22 protein-coding genes are annotated in these 16,529 nt (G+C 47.2%); 11 read left to right on the top strand and 11 right to left on the bottom strand.

Annotation, left to right across the window (positions count from 1 at the left end; all coding sequences use genetic code 11):
• Nucleotides 1–14 precede the first annotated feature (14 nt).
• Nucleotides 15–242 (bottom strand): hypothetical protein, encoded by a 228-nt coding sequence (locus I8U23_RS02325; RefSeq protein ID WP_181732890.1) that lies wholly within the window; start codon nt 240–242, stop codon nt 15–17.
• Between the two features lie 161 nt (nt 243–403).
• Here I8U23_RS02325 and I8U23_RS02330 point away from each other — a divergent pair, with 161 nt between their 5' ends.
• Nucleotides 404–748, top strand: coding sequence for a hypothetical protein (locus tag I8U23_RS02330; protein WP_181732889.1), 345 nt, complete (start codon nt 404–406; stop codon nt 746–748).
• Nucleotides 749–1,033: 285 nt separating this feature from the next.
• Nucleotides 1,034–1,501 (top strand): VOC family protein, encoded by a 468-nt coding sequence (locus I8U23_RS02335; protein ID WP_181732888.1) that lies wholly within the window; start codon nt 1,034–1,036, stop codon nt 1,499–1,501.
• A 577-nt stretch (nt 1,502–2,078) separates the two neighbouring features.
• Here I8U23_RS02335 and I8U23_RS02340 read toward each other — a convergent pair.
• From I8U23_RS02340 to I8U23_RS02345, 3 genes are read right to left on the bottom strand one after another with little or no spacing between them, the layout of a single operon-like run.
• Nucleotides 2,079–2,918, bottom strand: a complete 840-nt coding sequence (locus I8U23_RS02340; RefSeq protein ID WP_232335416.1) for a LysR family transcriptional regulator — start codon at nt 2,916–2,918, stop codon at nt 2,079–2,081.
• A complete protein-coding gene (locus I8U23_RS13530) occupies nt 2,911–3,036 on the bottom strand; it encodes a hypothetical protein (protein WP_255516909.1) in 126 nt (41 codons plus the stop codon). Before I8U23_RS13530 ends, I8U23_RS02340 begins: the two co-directional genes overlap by 8 nt.
• Complete coding sequence (locus I8U23_RS02345) at nt 3,033–3,716, bottom strand: class I SAM-dependent methyltransferase (RefSeq protein WP_198050690.1); 684 nt, start codon at nt 3,714–3,716, stop codon at nt 3,033–3,035. Before I8U23_RS02345 ends, I8U23_RS13530 begins: the two co-directional genes overlap by 4 nt.
• Before the next feature lie 206 nt (nt 3,717–3,922).
• Here I8U23_RS02345 and I8U23_RS02350 point away from each other — a divergent pair, with 206 nt between their 5' ends.
• Nucleotides 3,923–4,681: a glucose 1-dehydrogenase gene (locus tag I8U23_RS02350; RefSeq protein WP_181732886.1), complete on the top strand. Its 759-nt coding sequence runs from the start codon at nt 3,923–3,925 to the stop codon at nt 4,679–4,681.
• A 267-nt stretch (nt 4,682–4,948) separates the two neighbouring features.
• Here the strand turns inward: I8U23_RS02350 and fabI are convergent, their stop codons facing one another.
• Nucleotides 4,949–5,725, bottom strand: coding sequence for an enoyl-ACP reductase FabI (gene fabI, locus I8U23_RS02355; protein ID WP_181732885.1), 777 nt, complete (start codon nt 5,723–5,725; stop codon nt 4,949–4,951).
• 240 nt (nt 5,726–5,965) lie between these two features.
• Between fabI and I8U23_RS02360 the strand changes: the two genes are divergently transcribed.
• The gene (locus I8U23_RS02360) at nt 5,966–6,385 is read left to right on the top strand and encodes a hypothetical protein (protein WP_049720145.1); all 420 of its coding nucleotides are present in this window, start codon (nt 5,966–5,968) and stop codon (nt 6,383–6,385) included.
• A 276-nt stretch (nt 6,386–6,661) separates the two neighbouring features.
• Here the strand turns inward: I8U23_RS02360 and I8U23_RS02365 are convergent, their stop codons facing one another.
• The 5 genes from I8U23_RS02365 to I8U23_RS02385 all read right to left on the bottom strand — a co-directional run bounded on the left by I8U23_RS02365 (nt 6,662) and on the right by I8U23_RS02385 (nt 10,139).
• A complete protein-coding gene (locus tag I8U23_RS02365) occupies nt 6,662–7,063 on the bottom strand; it encodes a rhodanese-like domain-containing protein (RefSeq protein WP_062843046.1) in 402 nt (133 codons plus the stop codon).
• Nucleotides 7,064–7,176: 113 nt separating this feature from the next.
• Nucleotides 7,177–7,938, bottom strand: a complete 762-nt coding sequence (locus I8U23_RS02370; protein WP_049720147.1) for a glycosyltransferase family 2 protein — start codon at nt 7,936–7,938, stop codon at nt 7,177–7,179.
• A complete protein-coding gene (locus I8U23_RS02375) occupies nt 7,935–8,873 on the bottom strand; it encodes a hypothetical protein (protein WP_131470927.1) in 939 nt (312 codons plus the stop codon). Before I8U23_RS02375 ends, I8U23_RS02370 begins: the two co-directional genes overlap by 4 nt.
• A gap of 64 nt (nt 8,874–8,937) precedes the next feature.
• Nucleotides 8,938–9,255 carry a c-type cytochrome gene (locus I8U23_RS02380; RefSeq protein ID WP_037996028.1) on the bottom strand — a complete coding sequence of 106 codons (318 nt, stop codon included), beginning with the start codon at nt 9,253–9,255 and terminating at the stop codon, nt 8,938–8,940.
• An 11-nt stretch (nt 9,256–9,266) separates the two neighbouring features.
• Nucleotides 9,267–10,139, bottom strand: coding sequence for a cytochrome c oxidase assembly protein (locus I8U23_RS02385; protein WP_049720148.1), 873 nt, complete (start codon nt 10,137–10,139; stop codon nt 9,267–9,269).
• Nucleotides 10,140–10,457: 318 nt separating this feature from the next.
• On the opposite strand from I8U23_RS02385, the gene I8U23_RS02390 reads away from it, so the two are divergent.
• The 3 genes from I8U23_RS02390 to I8U23_RS02400 are packed head-to-tail and all read left to right on the top strand — an operon-like array spanning nt 10,458 to nt 12,832.
• Nucleotides 10,458–10,709, top strand: a complete 252-nt coding sequence (locus tag I8U23_RS02390; RefSeq protein ID WP_037996031.1) for a FeoA family protein — start codon at nt 10,458–10,460, stop codon at nt 10,707–10,709.
• A complete protein-coding gene (locus I8U23_RS02395; protein ID WP_037996032.1) occupies nt 10,702–11,415 on the top strand; it encodes a FeoB small GTPase domain-containing protein in 714 nt (237 codons plus the stop codon). The genes I8U23_RS02390 and I8U23_RS02395 overlap by 8 nt, the downstream gene beginning before the upstream one ends.
• Before the next feature lie 19 nt (nt 11,416–11,434).
• A complete protein-coding gene (locus I8U23_RS02400) occupies nt 11,435–12,832 on the top strand; it encodes a nucleoside recognition domain-containing protein (RefSeq protein WP_049720149.1) in 1,398 nt (465 codons plus the stop codon).
• A gap of 40 nt (nt 12,833–12,872) precedes the next feature.
• Here the strand turns inward: I8U23_RS02400 and I8U23_RS02405 are convergent, their stop codons facing one another.
• Complete coding sequence (locus I8U23_RS02405) at nt 12,873–13,484, bottom strand: DUF47 domain-containing protein (RefSeq protein WP_049720150.1); 612 nt, start codon at nt 13,482–13,484, stop codon at nt 12,873–12,875.
• 161 nt (nt 13,485–13,645) lie between these two features.
• Between I8U23_RS02405 and I8U23_RS02410 the strand changes: the two genes are divergently transcribed.
• From I8U23_RS02410 to I8U23_RS02425, 4 genes are all read left to right on the top strand, one after another.
• Nucleotides 13,646–14,542 carry a CPBP family intramembrane glutamic endopeptidase gene (locus tag I8U23_RS02410; protein ID WP_198050691.1) on the top strand — a complete coding sequence of 299 codons (897 nt, stop codon included), beginning with the start codon at nt 13,646–13,648 and terminating at the stop codon, nt 14,540–14,542.
• On the top strand, nt 14,482–14,793 hold the full coding sequence (locus I8U23_RS02415; RefSeq protein ID WP_121874424.1) for a hypothetical protein: 312 nt from the start codon (nt 14,482–14,484) through the stop codon (nt 14,791–14,793). The genes I8U23_RS02410 and I8U23_RS02415 overlap by 61 nt, the downstream gene beginning before the upstream one ends.
• 464 nt (nt 14,794–15,257) lie before the next feature.
• Nucleotides 15,258–15,692: a transglutaminase domain-containing protein gene (locus I8U23_RS02420; RefSeq protein WP_049720152.1), complete on the top strand. Its 435-nt coding sequence runs from the start codon at nt 15,258–15,260 to the stop codon at nt 15,690–15,692.
• A 328-nt stretch (nt 15,693–16,020) separates the two neighbouring features.
• On the top strand, nt 16,021–16,512 hold the full coding sequence (locus I8U23_RS02425; RefSeq protein ID WP_037996039.1) for a GNAT family N-acetyltransferase: 492 nt from the start codon (nt 16,021–16,023) through the stop codon (nt 16,510–16,512).
• The last annotated feature ends 17 nt before the right edge of the window (nt 16,513–16,529 follow it).

The raw sequence follows: 16,529 nt of genomic DNA on the forward strand, positions 1-16,529 counted from the left end.
TGATGGGCCTTTTTTCATTTGAACAAATTCAATTGTTGAACATGATCAAACATCTGACGGAATTTCCCTTTTGACAACACTTCACCAAGCAGTCGTATTCCTTTCACCTGGACAACTTGGTTAAACGACACCTGCACATTCCGGGCCGTGATATTTTCGATCTTAGCTTCTGCTTGCTCATATGCGGTCCCTAGGCGACCAAACCATATCTCTTCTTTTTTTATCTCTTCATCTTTTTTCATCCCCCCACTCACCTTATTCGACTATAAAAGAAAAAATCTCTCCATTACGGAAGGCTAATCATACAATTCGTTTTCGATAATGAATCGTTCAACATACTTCAAATATGCGTCATCCACCTTAGTGATATCTAATCACTGAGGGTATCCTGTTTAAAACTTTGATGGCTTCTTATCTGGTTATAGAAGGGGAACAAGTTAATCAAGACACAATACATAATCAATGCTTTATTGTAGAAGCGAATAGCTCACCAGAGGCAAAGCAATTATTTATTCGAAAAGTCGGTATTCATGATCAGTCATTTTTGGAGGATGACTATGACCGGTCAGTAAATATGGGTTTAGGTGAACATTTTTGGTATGATCCTTTTAGTGGGCGAGGTGTGCCTAAGCCTCGTTATGAAAGAGATAAAGTGGTTGAATTGTTTAAAAAAAGAGTACGGGAGTTTTTTGAAGATCATCATGAATGGGCTGAAACATATCATGTAAATCCCCCTCCGCCTGAATAAGGCAGCTTTTTTTGTTCCTTCTAAGGACGTTCATTAACGAGGATCTGGTGATGACTTCATGGTCACGTGGATCGTGAATGTGGCATTCCCCGGGGAGTGTTTGAATGTTTGGGTGAGAGATGGCGTTGCTCTCTTTTCTTTTTCACACTTAATAAACAAATATGTTTAAAAAATATAATTAAAGGGGTATAAGACTGGGTGTGTAAATATGTTATCGATTGAGTAACCTCATTTTTCTGATTTTTATTACCTTCGGCTATGCCGGATATTGAGGGAGGGGACAAAATGATTCAAGGATTATATGAAGCCCATTTGCCTGTCAGTGATTTAGATCGTTCAATTGAGTTTTATGAAAACTTAGGTCTTGAATTGGCTCACCGGAGTGAAAATTTAGCTTTTTTTTGGATTCAAAAAGGCAAGAGTTGGTTAGGGTTATGGCAATGTGAACAAGTTCATACGCCTTATCATGTTTCTTTACGTCATATTGCCTTTTATGTAGAGGATATTAAAAAAGCAAAAGAATGGTTACAGTCGATTGGGGTTGAAGTGAGTCCTTTCTTTGGATTTTCACCCGACAGACAACCTCTTGTATTGTCAAACGTTCCTCACGCACATGCAGCTATCTATTTTAAAGATCCTGATGGAAACCTTTTAGAACTAATTTCTCCGCTTCAAATCGATACTGCAGATGAATTCCCCAATATGGAACTGGAAAAATGGCAGAAAATAAACAAAGGGGAAAGTTCGAGATAAGTCCCAAAGCGGTCATACAGATAGCCTAACAATACCATGGCTTGGGGCTTATGGCGGGTCGTGGGTTCGCGAAGATTTGAAAGACTTTGGAGCATGTAGAAAAAGGAGAATAAATAAAAAAGGCCCACACGGGCCTTTTCTTATTCAAACAAAATCCATTGTTGAACACGATCAAACATCCTTTGGAATTGGCCCTTGGCCATTATCTTTCCAAAAAGCTCTATCTCATCAATCCTGACAACACGATTTCGCACACTCCGGTCCGTGATACTTTTTCAATCATCGCTTCTACTCCCTCATCCAGAATCCTTGGGCGCCCCTCTCCTCCCACCACCTTAAAAACTCTTTCCACATATAATATTGGAGTTTACTGGCGGATATATTTCTGGATAACGTTTTTCGCTTCATGATAAGTCACACTTTCCCCGCAGCGCTTTTCGGATCATCGAGGTATATATGTTGATTTTCTTGTTGTAACCCACACATGTTTCTTTTGTTAATGTTCATATCCCAGAAGTAAGCACCCATTCACATGGGTCCTGTTGATCATGTTGAGATTCCCACCCGCAGTCCGGTGTCACTTTGCAGTCGATATCAATTGATATAATTGCCTTCCTAGTTTACGATGACGGGCAGCGATCGAAATGGACCTTTCCCTGCCGAAATCCGTTACAGGCAGAGCAAACAGCTGGAGATGGCCAATATTTTTCGCCATCAATTCGGGAATAATCGTGATTCCCATTCCTGCCGCTACTGCTCCAAGGATAAAGTCGCCAAAGGCCACTTCACTGATAATGTTTGGCTTGCGACCCAGCAATTCCATTTGTTCGATAATATGCTTCCTTGTATCACAAGGGGCTTGATGAACGATGAGGGGTTCATCGCAAAGTTCCGAAAGATGCACCGTTTTTCGCTCACGGAAACGATGATGCAAAGGAAACACCGCATAATAAGACTCCGTAAACAATTCGCAACTCCACAAAGAATCCCCCACATAGGATGTATCCACAAAGACTGCATCCAGCCTTCCTTCCTGCAAGGATTGTATCAGCTCCCAAAAGGTGTTTTGAATCATCAAGGTCATGGACCGGCCTGAAAACCGGTTTCCCCTGATCCTCGGCGGCAAATAATAGATCGCGAGACTGGGCAGACTCCCAATGGCCACAGGCGTGGTTTGACAAAATCGTCTTAACTCTTGACGAACCGCATTCAGCTCATCAAGTACGGGCACAATCCGATTATAAAAACGTTCCCCGGCTTCCGTCAGTTCAATGCCGGCAGACGTTCTGTGAAATAAAACAACATCCAGATCTTGTTCCAGATGACGTCCGGCTCGATTGTTGCATGAGTACCCAATCTGCAGAAAGAAAAAAGCGTTTTGTTTGTTTGCAATACAAACTTGTTTGAATTTAATCAAATAATTTATTCATGATATTCTGTCCGACGGCAATCGATTCGTCCATCGTGTTCGTCTGTGATGCCTTCTCTGCAATCCATGCGGTACTTCGTTCTTCCTTCTCCAATGCTTTTCTCACACTTTCACCCCGACCCACAAGGCGCGATTTAAAGCTAAATGCAAACATGTGGTGGTGAATCCGGACTCCCGCAGCCAATGAAGATGCTCTTCCAATCCTGCCGGGTGATCATGTTTGTGTTGGAATTTATTAAGAAATTCCTCCCCCGTTGTTCCGTCGGGATGATCCGTTTTCCGTTCAAGCCAGTCCCACATGTCCGCGCAGACGGGATGTAAAGCCTCATCCGGCAATTGGATGCGGTCCATGATCAGGAACTGGCCCCCTGGCTCAAGATGTTGATGGACGAAGCGGTACACTGCCTTTTGTTTGTCATGCGGCGGGTGGTGAAGCGTCTGAACGATTATGACTGCTTGCACCATTGGAACGGCAAGTGTATCGGTGTCGCCGATATCATGCTGAATCAATTGGCAACGCGCCGGATCCAACCATGTCCGGGCCAAGTCCAGCATCGCTTTGGAAGCATCGACTCCGATAACCGTGATATCCGCCCTTCGGGCCAACAATTTCTCCTCGATCTGCCCCGAACCGATCCCCAGATCCAGAAGGGTTGCGTTTGAAAAAAGTTTTTGCTCAAGCAGAAAAATGAGCAGGTCCTTCTGTTCCTTCCGGGTCGGGTTTCCTGCCAAAGCGGTTTGATCCCAGTGAAGCGCAAACTCCGGATTATGCCAATCGTCTTTCACCAAATCCGTTCCCTCTCTTTCCCGTGAGATAAATACGAGGCAGTTTCGCTCTTTTTCCTGGATCCAAAAAGGGTACTTTTTTCATTCAGGTTTTTTCATACATGATAAGATACAATCAGTATAACGATTTTTATGATTGCTAATCATTTGTTTTATTTGCAAATTTATGATTCACACCGGACAAAAAAAGCAAAGGGGATGAACAGATGAAGCCATTTGCCGGAAAAGTGGCCATGGTGACCGGCGGGGGTTCCGGAATCGGAAGAGCAACTTCCCTGGCTTTTGCCAAAAAAGGCGCAAAAGTCGTGGTCGTCGGGCGCACGAAAGAGAACATTGAGGAAACACAAGAAATGATCAGGGGTTTGGGCGGAGAATCCCTTGCGGTTCAAGCCGACGTTTCGCAAGACAAGCAAGTCCGGAAAATGATCCAAACAACCATGGACCGCTTCGGACGCTTGGATTTCGCATGCAATGCGGCGGGCACCGGGGGGAAATTGGCCCCTCTGGCCGACATCACGGAAGAAGATTTTGATCTCACCATGGCAATTAACCTGAAGGGGATCTGGCTTTGTATGAAACATCAGATTTGCCAGATGTTAAAACAAGGATCCGGCACCATTGTAAACATCTCTTCCATTAACGGCTTGGATGGCCATCCAAACGCATCCGTTTATTCGGCAAGCAAAAGCGGAGTGATCAGTTTAACCAAATCTGCCGCCTTGGAATATGCCCAATCCAACATCCGGATCAACGCCATCTGCCCGGGGGCCATTCGCACCCCGATGCTGGAACAGGTCTTCAAGCAAACAGGATTCACCCCAAGCCAATATGAATCCAAAATCCCCCTCCACCGGATCGGTGACCCGGATGACATCGCCCGATCCGTAACTTGGTTGTGCTCCGACGAAGCCGGCTATGTAACTGGACATATCCTGATCGTCGACGGAGGAGTCTCTGCCGGTTAATCTTTTTTCCAAAAAACAAACCGGCTTCCCTGTGCCGATGGACAGCCGGTTTGTTGGTTTTCTCCTTATAAAAGATTAGAAGAAATTGTGATAAAAAACCTGTTCATTGCTTTATTTTCATATCAACATGGTTGGAGATAAGGTTTTCCCGTGAGCGATTCCGGTCCCTTGGTCTCCACTTTGAGTGATTTGGGTATTTTTATATTGTTTGCATCGCAAACTGGTTTTAATTGATATGAAACGATTGCTTATGAACCGTAGAGTTGTTTACACCCCGATGATATGATAACCCGCATCGACATGGAGCACTTCCCCGGTAATCCCTCTGGACAAGGGGCTTAAGAAAAATAATGTGGCGTCCCCGACTTCGCTTTGATCCACGTTTCTTCTCAGCGGCGCTTTTTCGGCAATGATTCCCATCAGGTCGTTGAAACCGGAAACGCCTTTTGCGGAAAGGGTCCGGATCGGCCCGGAGGAAACGGCATTCACCCGGATGTTATATTTCCCCAGATCCTCTGCTAAATACCTTACGCTGGCTTCCAATGCCGCTTTGGCTACGCCCATCACGTTATAGTTTTTCACGACCCGCTCGGCCCCGAGATAGGACTGCGTCACAATGCTCCCACCGTCACGCATGAGTTTTTTTGCTTCCCGGGCCACTGCAACCAGTGAATATGCGCTCATCTCTTGCGCCATCAGGTACCCGTCACGGGAAGTTTCCACATACTCCCCGCACAACTCATCCTTGTCGGCAAATGCAATCGAGTGAACCAAGCCGTGGATTGTCCCGACTTTTTGTTTGATCTCGGAAAAGGCGTTTTCAATACTGGCATCGTCGGAAACATCACACGGAACAATGAGCAAAGGATCAATTCCAGCCTCTGACAACAGAGAAGTCAGCTTTTGATAAGAACGTTCTTTCCGGTATGTAAAGATCAAATTGGCCCCCGCGGCTTGCAGGGATTTGGTCACCCCCCACGCCAAACTCCTTTGGTTCGCCACCCCCATGATGACAACATTCTTGCCGGTCATTAAATGATTCATGATCATATCCTCCTTAGAAAATCTTTACATCTTTGTATAGTATAATCGATTTCGCTTCCGGTTCAATGACATGGTCCGGAAAATCCAACCGCGTTGAAGTAAACAGACGCTCTTTTAATATGGCGGCTGATGCAACCTTTTTCAGAAATTTGAAAATTATGCTATACAATCCATCCGATAAAGATTATAATTATAAGTGTGTTTTGAATTTTCAGTATAATTTAACGGGGGGCGTTTGGATTGAAACGACTGTTTGCGATTGCCATGGTGGCGGTGATGGGATTTTTGGGAGTGCCGGCAGTATCGCATGCGGCAGACGTTGGAGCGCAAGCGTGTGAAATTTACAATGGCTGGCTTTCGGACCCTGATTGCACGACAAACCGGTCAACCGTCCGCACCATCAGTAATGCGGAATTAAGAGTGGGCTACTACAACGGACAACAATACGGTTGGGGAAGGCTCACGACTTCCAGCCCCGGCTATACCCTTTTCTTTGATGTCAGCTTTGATGGCGGACAAACCATTGGCACGTATGATTATATCACTTCCGGAACATCCACCATTACCACTTGGGCATATCCGGCATCCAGCGACCCGAACCGCCGCTTCCGCGTATGTATCCTCAGTGATACATCATATCAATGCAGCTCCTGGTGGTAAACGATTCTTTAGAATATCAACCTCTGGTTTTCACAACCAGAGGTTTTTCAATTTAACCAGTGTTTTTAAAACCTCACAAACGACCGGTAAATGTTTCAATAAAAATTTTGTTTCAACAGATAGTTTGTGTTACAAACAAGTTTTAAATAACTGCAATGCATCCCTCCGCAATCCACATCAATTCACCACGCCAATATCAAAGTCTGCCTGGCTGAAATCACGGAATATCGGACTGTGTCTTCCTCCATCATACACCCCTCCCGCAGACTCGCCCCTTTATTCATCTGTTTTTTCCTCAGCTTTTTGGACCGGACCGTTCCAATTTATGAGCCCGCCCCGGAGCAGGTACACATTCCGGCACCCGAGCTTCCGTAATTCACGCACGGCAATCGCACTGCGGGAACCGCAGCGGCAGTAGATATACACTCCCCCGCCGTTTTCTTGTTGATCTGCCTCTTTTTTGAGACGTTCCAGCTGGCGCAACGGAACATGGACTGCTCCGGGGATGTGTCCGGACTCATATTCCCGTTTTTCGCGGACATCAATGATTAATATGTTATGGTTGTTTTCCATGACCTTCTTCAAATCATCCGGACTGATGGACGGAACCTTCGGACTCAGGAAAAGATAAAGAATTCCGCCCAATAACACGATCACGACCATGAAAACACCAATCATCCCCCGATCCCCCTTTCGACACAGCCTGTCCAGCAGCCATTTTCCGGCTGATTGCAAACCCCGAAATATATATAACCCGATAAAAAAAATACAAACCAGCCAAGGTTTGTATTTTACGGATGAAGCGTTGATTGGCCTCCATTGTGATCTTGTAAATAAAACCACTTGTACTCATAATATTTCTGGTTTTGTTTGCGGATTTTGATCTGATCCCGCACTTCTTCTTTGCTCAACGGTTTTTTTGCCAGCTGATGAACATACGTATCGGCGGCGATGATCAAAGAATACCCCGCTCTCCGCACCCGCCGGCAATAATCCGCCTCCGCGTGGATACCATCTCCAAACCGTTCATCCAGCCATCCGATTTCATCAACCAGCCTCCGCGGGAACAACACACAAAATCCCGACAACACCTCGGTCTCTTTCCACCTCGTGGGATTGCTGTGGTTAAATTGGTTGGAAAACCGGTGAATTTTGGAGATGGTTTTAAAGGGAATGCTTAATTTTTGCTTGGCATTTCCGCGATTGGTAACTGGCCCCGCCATCCCCGTCCACTCCCTCGCTTTGAAAACGGCAAGCAGCTGTGCCAACCAACGGTGTGAAGGAACGGCATAAGGGCTCAGCCAGACAATGTACTCTCCCCTCGCCCTTTCCATTCCCAAGTTGAGTGAAGCGGCCCGCCCCAAATCCGGTTGATGTTGAATGACCGTAAACGGAGGGCGTTGCAGGAATTTTTCCGGGATCTTCCCCGGGGCATGATCCACGATGATCACTTCATATTCCGCATGGGTATACGCCAAAATCCCTTCCAGACAAACCCGCATGCGTTTCCAATCGTTTTGGTGGGGAATGATCAAACTGACTTCGGGTTTCATCTTTTCTTCAGCACCTTTTCAACCATAAGCGGTCCGTTTTGCTGAAAGCGCATCAGCATATCCCGCTGATGCAACAACCGCAGCAAATACCTGCGCAACTCCGGAAACATTCCTTTTTGACTCAATAAGAAGCCGGTCAATGCATGATTCACCCACTCCCCATGATCCCCCCGGTCATCCGTGATCACCGCTTTTTGATTCGCCAAACACCGGACATGAAGCGGGGCCATCGACTGGGCAACCGGGCTCAATGTCACCACGATATCTGCCGCCAGCCAAAGATGTTTCCGGTCTGCTTCTTCCGGAGGAACCACCCGGATCCGCTGATCAAAATCCTCCCGGTGCGGCCCGGCCCAAATCACTTCAAGATCATCCGACTGCTTGAGCACTTTCAAAACCGTCAGCGCCAATCCTTTGCGATAACGCGGGGCAACCAACCGGTCATCGATCCACAAGCATACTTTGTTTTTCATCTTCAAGTCTTTTGGGGCCTCTTCCCCGTCCCCGGAGCCTTTCAGCGGTTCAACCGGCTGTGGATGAATCAGCTCCACGTCCACCTCCCGTTGCCGGAAGAAATAATAAAAACAAAGCGACGGAACCCGGACATGGAAAGAACGGAGAAACGTTCCCTCTTCCGCTTGGGGCAAATGATCATAATACAAGACGATGTTTTGAGGATTCCGGCCTTCCTCCAGCAACCGCTTTAACACCGCCGCCGGGGGATTCACCAATTCCACCTTCGTCCACTCCGGCTCCCGGCTGATCAAGGACCATGCTTCCCGACTGTCGGCTGCCGGGATCCCTTGTCCGGCCGGAAACTGCGCCATGTATGCGGAAGGAATCGAAGAGGGAAACCGGATCAACAAGGAATTCTTTTTTTCTTCCATTGCGATCGACCTTTGCTCTTTCTTGTCATTCCGTACCATTATATTCATCCGGCTTCCATCTGCGCATAAAAAAACATCAACCCCTGACAGGTTGATGAAAGACACGTTGTCCCTATTGCTCCGACAGCCACTTGGCCAGCTGTTTTTGGTCTTCTTCATTGATAAAGCCTTGCGAAGGCATGCTTCCTTTTCCCTTTTGAATAATGGTCAAGATTTCAGCTTCAGAATATTTTTTTCCCGCTTCTTTGAGTGCCGGGCCGTACCCTCCTTGCAATTGTTCACCGTGACAATTGGCGCAGTGCTGCATATACACTTTTTCCGGCCCTTCCGTCACTTGTCCGCTTTGATTGGGCCCAATTCCGTTTGATCCGCAGGCAGCCAGCAAGATGGCACTTCCCGCGATCAAACCTGCAATTCGGATCTTCTTCATGTTTCACACCTTCACACTTGATTTTCGGAGAATCTGAGTTGCCGCTCCTTTTCAATTTGCATCAAATCTTCCTGGTCTTTTTTCCGTTCGCTTTTAAACCAGCCGGCCAAAACGGTGCCGATGGCCGCCATAAAGGAAATCTCCTGGATGATTTTCATGATGACCCCGCCCAATTGCTGGTCGATCAGCGGAGCAAACAGCGGCAGCATTTGGGAGGTCTCTTGAAATCTTTCAAATAAAACCGTATCCGTGAAAATAATCAGTGCACAAGCCGGAGTGATCAAGACCGTCCCCCCGAGAATCAACGCAATTTTGATTAAATGCCTGTCTCTTAAGGTATCCATTTCCGGCACCGGCGATACAATCGACCACCACATGAAAAGGGACGCAACCATCAGGAGCGTGTGCGAGATCACGTGCAACGCCTCGCTGTTCATGATCGTATCAAAAACCGCCGGCACATGGTACAACGACAACAAACCGTTAAAAAGGAACACCGTCAACAACGGACGGGACAAAAACGAAAACACCGCTTTCAACGGCTTGATGCGAAAAACAGCACGATATAAATAAACCGGAATCCCGATCAACAAAAGAGGTGAAACCACAAAAAACATCAAAGCCATTTGCAGCATATGCATGGTAAATAACTCATGCGTCAAAAGGGCCAGCGGGCTTCCCACAGCAAAATAATAAACAATCAAGCCGGTCAGAAACACCGCTTTCTTCGATCCTTTCACCTCAGTTGCATCTTTAAACCGATGCCGCAAGGGACCAGTGATCAACAAATAAACCACCGCAATCAGGATGAAAAGCAGATTCAATTGATAGTTCCAATTGCTGGGATACGAAAAGATTTGGAATAAAATTTGTGACGCAGACACGGAATCCCTCCATTCTGAACAAGAGCCTGTTTCCGTATTTTATCTTACCATGAAATCCCTTATGGATAATCTTCACAAAAGTGAAAGGGATGTGACACACATTGTCATCATACCACATAAAATGGTATCACTCGAATCGCACCAAACGCAAACCTCCTGACAAACGGCGTGAAAGACGATACATATCTTGCAAAACCATATTGATTTTATATCTACAGTTATATATACTTTATATAGTATAATTGATTTTCTTTAAATTAAATGTTGCCCTAAACCAACAAATTTGTCTCAATAGAAAAAAAGAGCAGGTGTGAAAAAATGAATCATCATACTCTTTTTGATACAAAGCCGGGGGATCGTTTCCGCATCCGGGAAATCCGTGTGGAAGGCGTCCTCCGGCGCAGACTGCTGGATCTCGGCTTCATTCCGGGGGCGTTGGTCGAAGTGTTGTATCAAAGTCCTTTGGGCGATCCGGTCGCCTATCGGGTGAGCCAATCCACCATCGCACTCCGAAAAGAAGAGAGCCAAAAAATATGGGGTGAAAAATTGGGAGATGAAACCAATGAGTGAATACCGGATTGCACTGGCCGGAAATCCAAACACGGGAAAAAGCACTCTTTTTAATGCCCTGACCGGACTCAACCAGCATACCGGAAATTGGCCGGGAAAAACCGTGTCACTTGCCGAAGGAACCTTTCACCATAAAGGAAACGACTATCGCTTGATCGATTTGCCCGGAACATATTCCCTGTTCTCAAACTCCGCCGATGAAGAAGTGGCCCGCGATTATATCATTTTCGAACAACCCGATGTGACCATGGTCGTCGTCGATGCCACTTCATTAGAGCGGAACATGAATTTGGCCTTGCAAGTTTTGGAGATGACCGAACGGGTCATTTTGTGCATTAACCTGATCGACGAGGCTTCCAAGCAAGGCATTGTCATCGATGACCAAAAAATCGCGTCCAAACTGGGCATTCCGGTGGTCAAAATGTCCGCCCGCAACGGTGAAGGCATCACCCGGTTGCTTGACACCTTGCACAAGATGGTAAGCGGACAAATCATCACCCGACCTTACCGGATTGAGTACAGCGAGAATATTGAAAGACATATCCAACGCATCGAACCGAAAATCAAAGAAATATTCGGCGACTCCCTCCCCGCCCGCTGGCTCGCTTTGCGCTTGTTGGAGGGCGATGAGTCTTTGCTTCGGGTGTTAAAACAAAAATTTGCCCGAAAACAGCCACCTGCCCGCGCCACCCGTGCTCACGGCTAAACAAAAGGAGGAAAGGATCATGGCAAATTCATCCGCATTTCCTCTGGGCGAATTGGATCATTTGATGGAACAGAGCAAATCCTTACGAAGCGAAAATATCCGCGACGAGATTGTCAGCCGGATTTATCAAAACTCACATCAACTGTGCGAGGAAAGCGTTCGCTACACCCGGCAACACCGGATCCCCCCCTCCCACGCCAGACTGGATCGGATTTTGACTTCCCGGACTTGGGGATTTCCGATCATGCTGGCCATCTTGGGCTTGATTATTTATATGACCATCTGGGGAGCGAATCTTCCCTCCCAAGCCCTGGCCCGTCTGTTCGGCGCGGGGGAACCGGTTCTTTCCCAAGTCCTTCAGGCTTTGGGCTCCCCCGTTTGGCTTCATGATCTTTTGGTGTTCGGGCTTTATCGGGGAACCACTTGGGTGGTGAGCGTCATGTTGCCGCCGATGGCCATCTTCTTTCCTGTGTTTGCACTGTTGGAGAACTTCGGATTTCTGCCCAGAGTGGCTTTCAATATGGACCGGGTCTTCCAAAAATCCGGCGGCCACGGCAAGCAAGCCCTCACCATGGCCATGGGATTTGGATGCAATGCAGCGGCCATCGTTTCCACCCGGATCATTGAATCCCCGAGGGAACGTTTGCTGGCCATTTTGACCAACAATTTTGTTCCCTGCAATGGCCGGTGGCCCCTTCTGATCCTTTTGGCATCACTATTCATGGCAGCCGGTTTCAGCTCCGGCATCGGCACCATGGTCACCGCCGCCGTGGTGATGGGACTGGTTTTGTTCGGCATTGTCGTCACGCTCTTTGTGTCATGGACCTTGTCCAAAACCGCACTTCGCGGGGTTCCCACACATTACACGTTGGAACTCCCGCCGTTCAGGCGGCCGAAATTTTGGAACACCATTTACCGGGCCACCATGGATAAATCCTTGTTTGTGTTAAAACGGGCCGTCATCATCGCCGCACCGGCCAGCTTGATCACCTGGATCCTGGCCAATATCGATATGGGTTCGGCCAGCATTCTGGAACATGCCGCCCGCTTGTTGGACCCGTTTGCACATGCGCTGGGACTGGATGGTTTCATTTTGCTCGCCTTTATCCTCGGATTGCCGGCAAATGAAGTGGTTCTTCCCATCCTGCTCATGGGTTATTTAGCAACCGGCTCCATGGTGGAAGTTGATCAGTTGGCCGATCTGAAACAAATCCTGCTCGACCACGGATGGACATGGCTGACGGCACTCAATATGATGCTTTTTTCCCTGCTTCATTATCCGTGCGGGACCACTTTGTTCACCATTTATAAAGAAACCAAAAGCGTCAAATGGTCTCTCCTGGCCGCACTGATTCCCACCGCCATCGCGGTTGCCGTCACCTTCACCATCACCCAAATTGTCCGCCTGTTTATATAAAAAACACCGGCCGTAAAGCCGGTGTTTTTTTATCCGTTCCTTATTCGTATTTAATGATCATGCTTTCAAAAACATCCGCAATGTCTTCGGCGTCATCGGTTGTTTTTTCCAGCCGCTCATAGATATCCTTCATTTTGATCAGCAAGACCACATCTTTCGGATCAAAAAACAATTCGCTCAGACTGTCCCGCAACAATTGATCCGCTTCACTTTCCAAGGAATTGACTTCAATGGTCGCCTTATGAAGCGCTTCGAACCGGCGGTCGTTTAATGAGGTGAATGCTTCCTGCAAAATTTTGGCCGTTTGCACCAAAATATCCGCAAACCGGATCAGCTGCGGTGTTGTCTTCTCGATATACAACGAACGTTCGGCACAAGCCTCAATGCCATCCAAAATATCATCCAGTTTGGCCACCAATTGGAAAATATCTTCCCGGTCCATCGGCGGGAAGTATTCTTTGTTCAATTGGGAAATCAAAAGCTGGACAAATTCATCCCCTTTGGACTCGAGGCGTTTGATTCTCTCTCCATATTGCTCCCGTTGTTCAAGGTTTTCCACATTTTCGCGAAACAGCTCAGCCGCCTCCACGATCAAGGATGTAATATCCATCAACGTTTTGGAATACAAACTCGTCTTTTGTTTTTTAAACACTGATAGTCCCCCAGTTGTCAGAAAAAATCTTCTCTTCTATCCCCTACTAGTATACACTTTTTTTGACCGATTAGACAGAAAAAGGATCACCGATGGTTTTTGTTGTCGTTTTCATATATGATAGATTATATTGAAAATTTTACTTTTCGAAAGGACCGATTATGAACTTCCAAACGTTTACCCTGTTAAAACTGGCCGCAACCGGCGAAAGAAAAATTCATCCGGTTTTGGCCCCGGTCATCGCCTTTTCTTTCCTTTTTTTCGGTGGGCTCGGGATCTTCTTTCTCATTTTGTTTCCGCCCCCTGTTTCCCCGCTGATGCAAAGTGTTTGGTTTCATTTGGAACTGATCGTTTCCTTCAGCGGAACCGCACTGTTCACTTTCGCCTGGGTCCGGTTGGTGGAGAAACGGCCGGTCTCCAGCATCGGCTTTACGAAAGAGAGGGCTTTTAAAAAGTACATAACCGGGTGGATGTGGGGTTTTTTGCTCATTTCCTCCCCTGTGTTCCTCCTTTGGATCACCGGCTCTCTGACCTTTGAGATCACGAAAATCCATCTCCCCGCGCTTCTCATTTTACTGCTTTCCATGATCACCTTCATCATCCAGGGCGCAACGGAAGAAATCGTGGTCCGCGGTTGGTTGTTCCCGGTCATGGCCATGCGCGCACCATTCTGGATTGCGGTGGGCACCTCCTTTCTGTTCTTTGCCGCCATGCATTTGTTAAATGACGGGATCAACGTGATTTCTTTCTTGAACATCAGTCTGTTCGGCTTGTTTGCCGTCGGTCACGTTTTAAACGAAGGAAGCCTGTGGGGAATTTGCGCCATTCACTCTGTTTGGAACTGGGCACAAGGCTCGGTTTACGGATTGGCTGTGAGCGGACAAAGCCTGTCCTTCCCGCTTCTTCACGCGACGACACACGGCCCCGAATGGTTCCACGGCGGCCCTTTCGGGATTGAAGGAAGCATTCTCACCTCAGTGATCCTGGGAGCTGCTTCATGGGTGGTGTGGCGGAAAGTTTTTATCCGGCTGAGACAGCAGAACATATCAAACCTTTGATTTTAAAGAAGCTGCCCGTTCGTCTGGCAGCTTCTTTAAACATCAATCGCCCTCCGCATGAAACTTTGCCGGACACAACCGGTGGTTTGCTGCAAATCTTGATTTTTGATACACTTAAAGTGCTTGATATAACTGGTGTTTACGCAAGGGGTTTGATTGTATCCATTGTGGAATTGAAACCCACGTCCCCTTTTAGGAACGGGAACGAACGAATCTGTTTAATTGCATCCATTGTGGAACCTCTTAACTAAAAAAGAGCCGCAAACGGCTCCTTTTTTAATGTCCATTTGCTTTACTCATTGTTGCACCTTAAGAGAAACTGACCCATCTCAGAGACTAAAGATCGGACGGTATGTTAAATTCAAAACCACGTTCAGGATTCTTTGCTACGGTTGCCAAAAATTCCCCGGTGCTTTCCAGACTGGCGGTCAAATCTCTTCCCCCTCTCATCTCCCTGATCAATTCATGACAATGCCCCTGCACAGAAAATCAACAAACGGAAAACGGACAATCCTCGCATTTCCGGATCAAGCGATGATTTAGATCACTTCGTTCCAATTTATCCCTATCAGGTTAACGAGAATATTTTTATTCAAGGAACTTTTTAGAATGAATATCGAAAAAGTATGATTAAATCAAATGGATCTTATTTGTGAGGGTGAGGAAATGAATAGCTAAACAACGTTTGGATTTTTGTCTGCAACCGGCAGGAGAAATGTCCCAAGCGTTTCAGTCTTTGGGTGTTCAAACGTTCCAAAAAGCCGCCTGTTATTTGCAGGCGTTGCCTTACGGGCGAAATGCCAACCGGGCAGATGCGCGATCGGTCTTGCGCGAGGGGAAAGGGACCTGTAGTATGAAGCACGCGCTGTTGGCCATCTTGGCGGAGGAAAACAACATGCCCGTCCGGTTGATGATCGGCATTTATTTGATGAATGAGGACAACACCCCCGGTGTCGGCAAGGTGTTGGAACGTTACGGCCTTAAGGAGCTCCCGGAAGCAAATTGTTATTTGCGGTTTGAGGGACAGTATTTGGATTTCACGCGTCTGACCGGTCAAACAAATGGGACCCCCCTATCATTTTTGGTTGAAAAAGAGATTACACCCGAAGGAATCGGGGAGGAAAAAACCGGTTTCATCAAGATTATTTGAAACACTGGGTGACATCCCCGAGTGTACCCATTAAGGACTGGAGAAAAGTGTGGGAAATACGGGAAGCATGCATTGCTGCATTGACACAATCGGAATAAACCTCCACCTGATAATCAGCCTTAACCCACCTGAAAAATTTCAAACCGTTATTAACTCAATTCCGGCTGGTTTTCCTGCAACAGCTCCCCTGCCGGCCACAAAGGATCATCGTCCAACCAGTCACCAACTCAAAATGGAAATAGGTTTCACCACAGACTCGAATTAACCGGGTAAGACGATCATATGATGGTTGGGAGACAAGGATCTGTGCTTAAGAGGGGGGAGGCGCTTGCAGATACGCGAAATTTGCCCGGAGGATCATGAGGCTTACCTTCGGCTGTTGAACCAATTGAATGAGGAAAGTCCGTACCTTTTGTTTCCTTGCGGCGATGCGGACCCGGGCAAGATCAGCGACGGCAACCGGCACGTTTTCGTAGCGGAAACGGACGGAAAGTTGACGGGCCATGTTGCCATCCGGCGTGGAGATGATCCGCACAACCGGCATACCGCGCGTCCAGAGACAGGGGTTTTGAAAAAGTACCAAAACCAACGGGTGGGCACCCGGTTGCTGGAAAAAGCCATTCAGTGGGCCCGGGAACAAGATATTAAGCGGTTGGAAATCTCCATCCTGCGTCCCAATCTGAAAGCCGTCTACTTTTATAAAAAAATGGGGTTCCAAATCGAAGGGATGCGAAAAAAATCCTTGTTTATCCAGGACCGGTATGCGGATGAATATTACATGGCCCGGTTGTTGTTCAGCGATGAAACCAAAATGACTTGAGCACCCTCCATGCACTC

The sequence above is a fragment of the Thermoactinomyces sp. CICC 10735 genome, from assembly GCF_016055175.1.
Classification (GTDB): Bacteria; Bacillota; Bacilli; order Thermoactinomycetales; family Thermoactinomycetaceae; genus Thermoactinomyces; species Thermoactinomyces vulgaris.

What these genes read in the sequence shown, in the direction of transcription:
- I8U23_RS02325 (WP_181732890.1), bottom strand. Translation starts at nt 242, where the DNA reads ATGAAAAAAGATGAAGAGATAAAAAAAGAAGAGATATGGTTTGGTCGC.
- I8U23_RS02330 (WP_181732889.1), top strand. Translation starts at nt 404, where the DNA reads ATGGCTTCTTATCTGGTTATAGAAGGGGAACAAGTTAATCAAGACACA.
- I8U23_RS02335 (WP_181732888.1), top strand. Translation starts at nt 1,034, where the DNA reads ATGATTCAAGGATTATATGAAGCCCATTTGCCTGTCAGTGATTTAGAT.
- I8U23_RS02350 (WP_181732886.1), top strand. Translation starts at nt 3,923, where the DNA reads ATGAAGCCATTTGCCGGAAAAGTGGCCATGGTGACCGGCGGGGGTTCC.
- fabI (WP_181732885.1), bottom strand. Translation starts at nt 5,725, where the DNA reads ATGAATCATTTAATGACCGGCAAGAATGTTGTCATCATGGGGGTGGCG.
- I8U23_RS02365 (WP_062843046.1), bottom strand. Translation starts at nt 7,063, where the DNA reads ATGATTGGTGTTTTCATGGTCGTGATCGTGTTATTGGGCGGAATTCTT.
- I8U23_RS02370 (WP_049720147.1), bottom strand. Translation starts at nt 7,938, where the DNA reads ATGAAACCCGAAGTCAGTTTGATCATTCCCCACCAAAACGATTGGAAA.
- I8U23_RS02375 (WP_131470927.1), bottom strand. Translation starts at nt 8,873, where the DNA reads ATGAATATAATGGTACGGAATGACAAGAAAGAGCAAAGGTCGATCGCA.
- I8U23_RS02380 (WP_037996028.1), bottom strand. Translation starts at nt 9,255, where the DNA reads ATGAAGAAGATCCGAATTGCAGGTTTGATCGCGGGAAGTGCCATCTTG.
- I8U23_RS02390 (WP_037996031.1), top strand. Translation starts at nt 10,458, where the DNA reads ATGAATCATCATACTCTTTTTGATACAAAGCCGGGGGATCGTTTCCGC.
- I8U23_RS02395 (WP_037996032.1), top strand. Translation starts at nt 10,702, where the DNA reads ATGAGTGAATACCGGATTGCACTGGCCGGAAATCCAAACACGGGAAAA.
- I8U23_RS02400 (WP_049720149.1), top strand. Translation starts at nt 11,435, where the DNA reads ATGGCAAATTCATCCGCATTTCCTCTGGGCGAATTGGATCATTTGATG.
- I8U23_RS02410 (WP_198050691.1), top strand. Translation starts at nt 13,646, where the DNA reads ATGAACTTCCAAACGTTTACCCTGTTAAAACTGGCCGCAACCGGCGAA.
- I8U23_RS02415 (WP_121874424.1), top strand. Translation starts at nt 14,482, where the DNA reads ATGGGTGGTGTGGCGGAAAGTTTTTATCCGGCTGAGACAGCAGAACAT.
- I8U23_RS02420 (WP_049720152.1), top strand. Translation starts at nt 15,258, where the DNA reads ATGTCCCAAGCGTTTCAGTCTTTGGGTGTTCAAACGTTCCAAAAAGCC.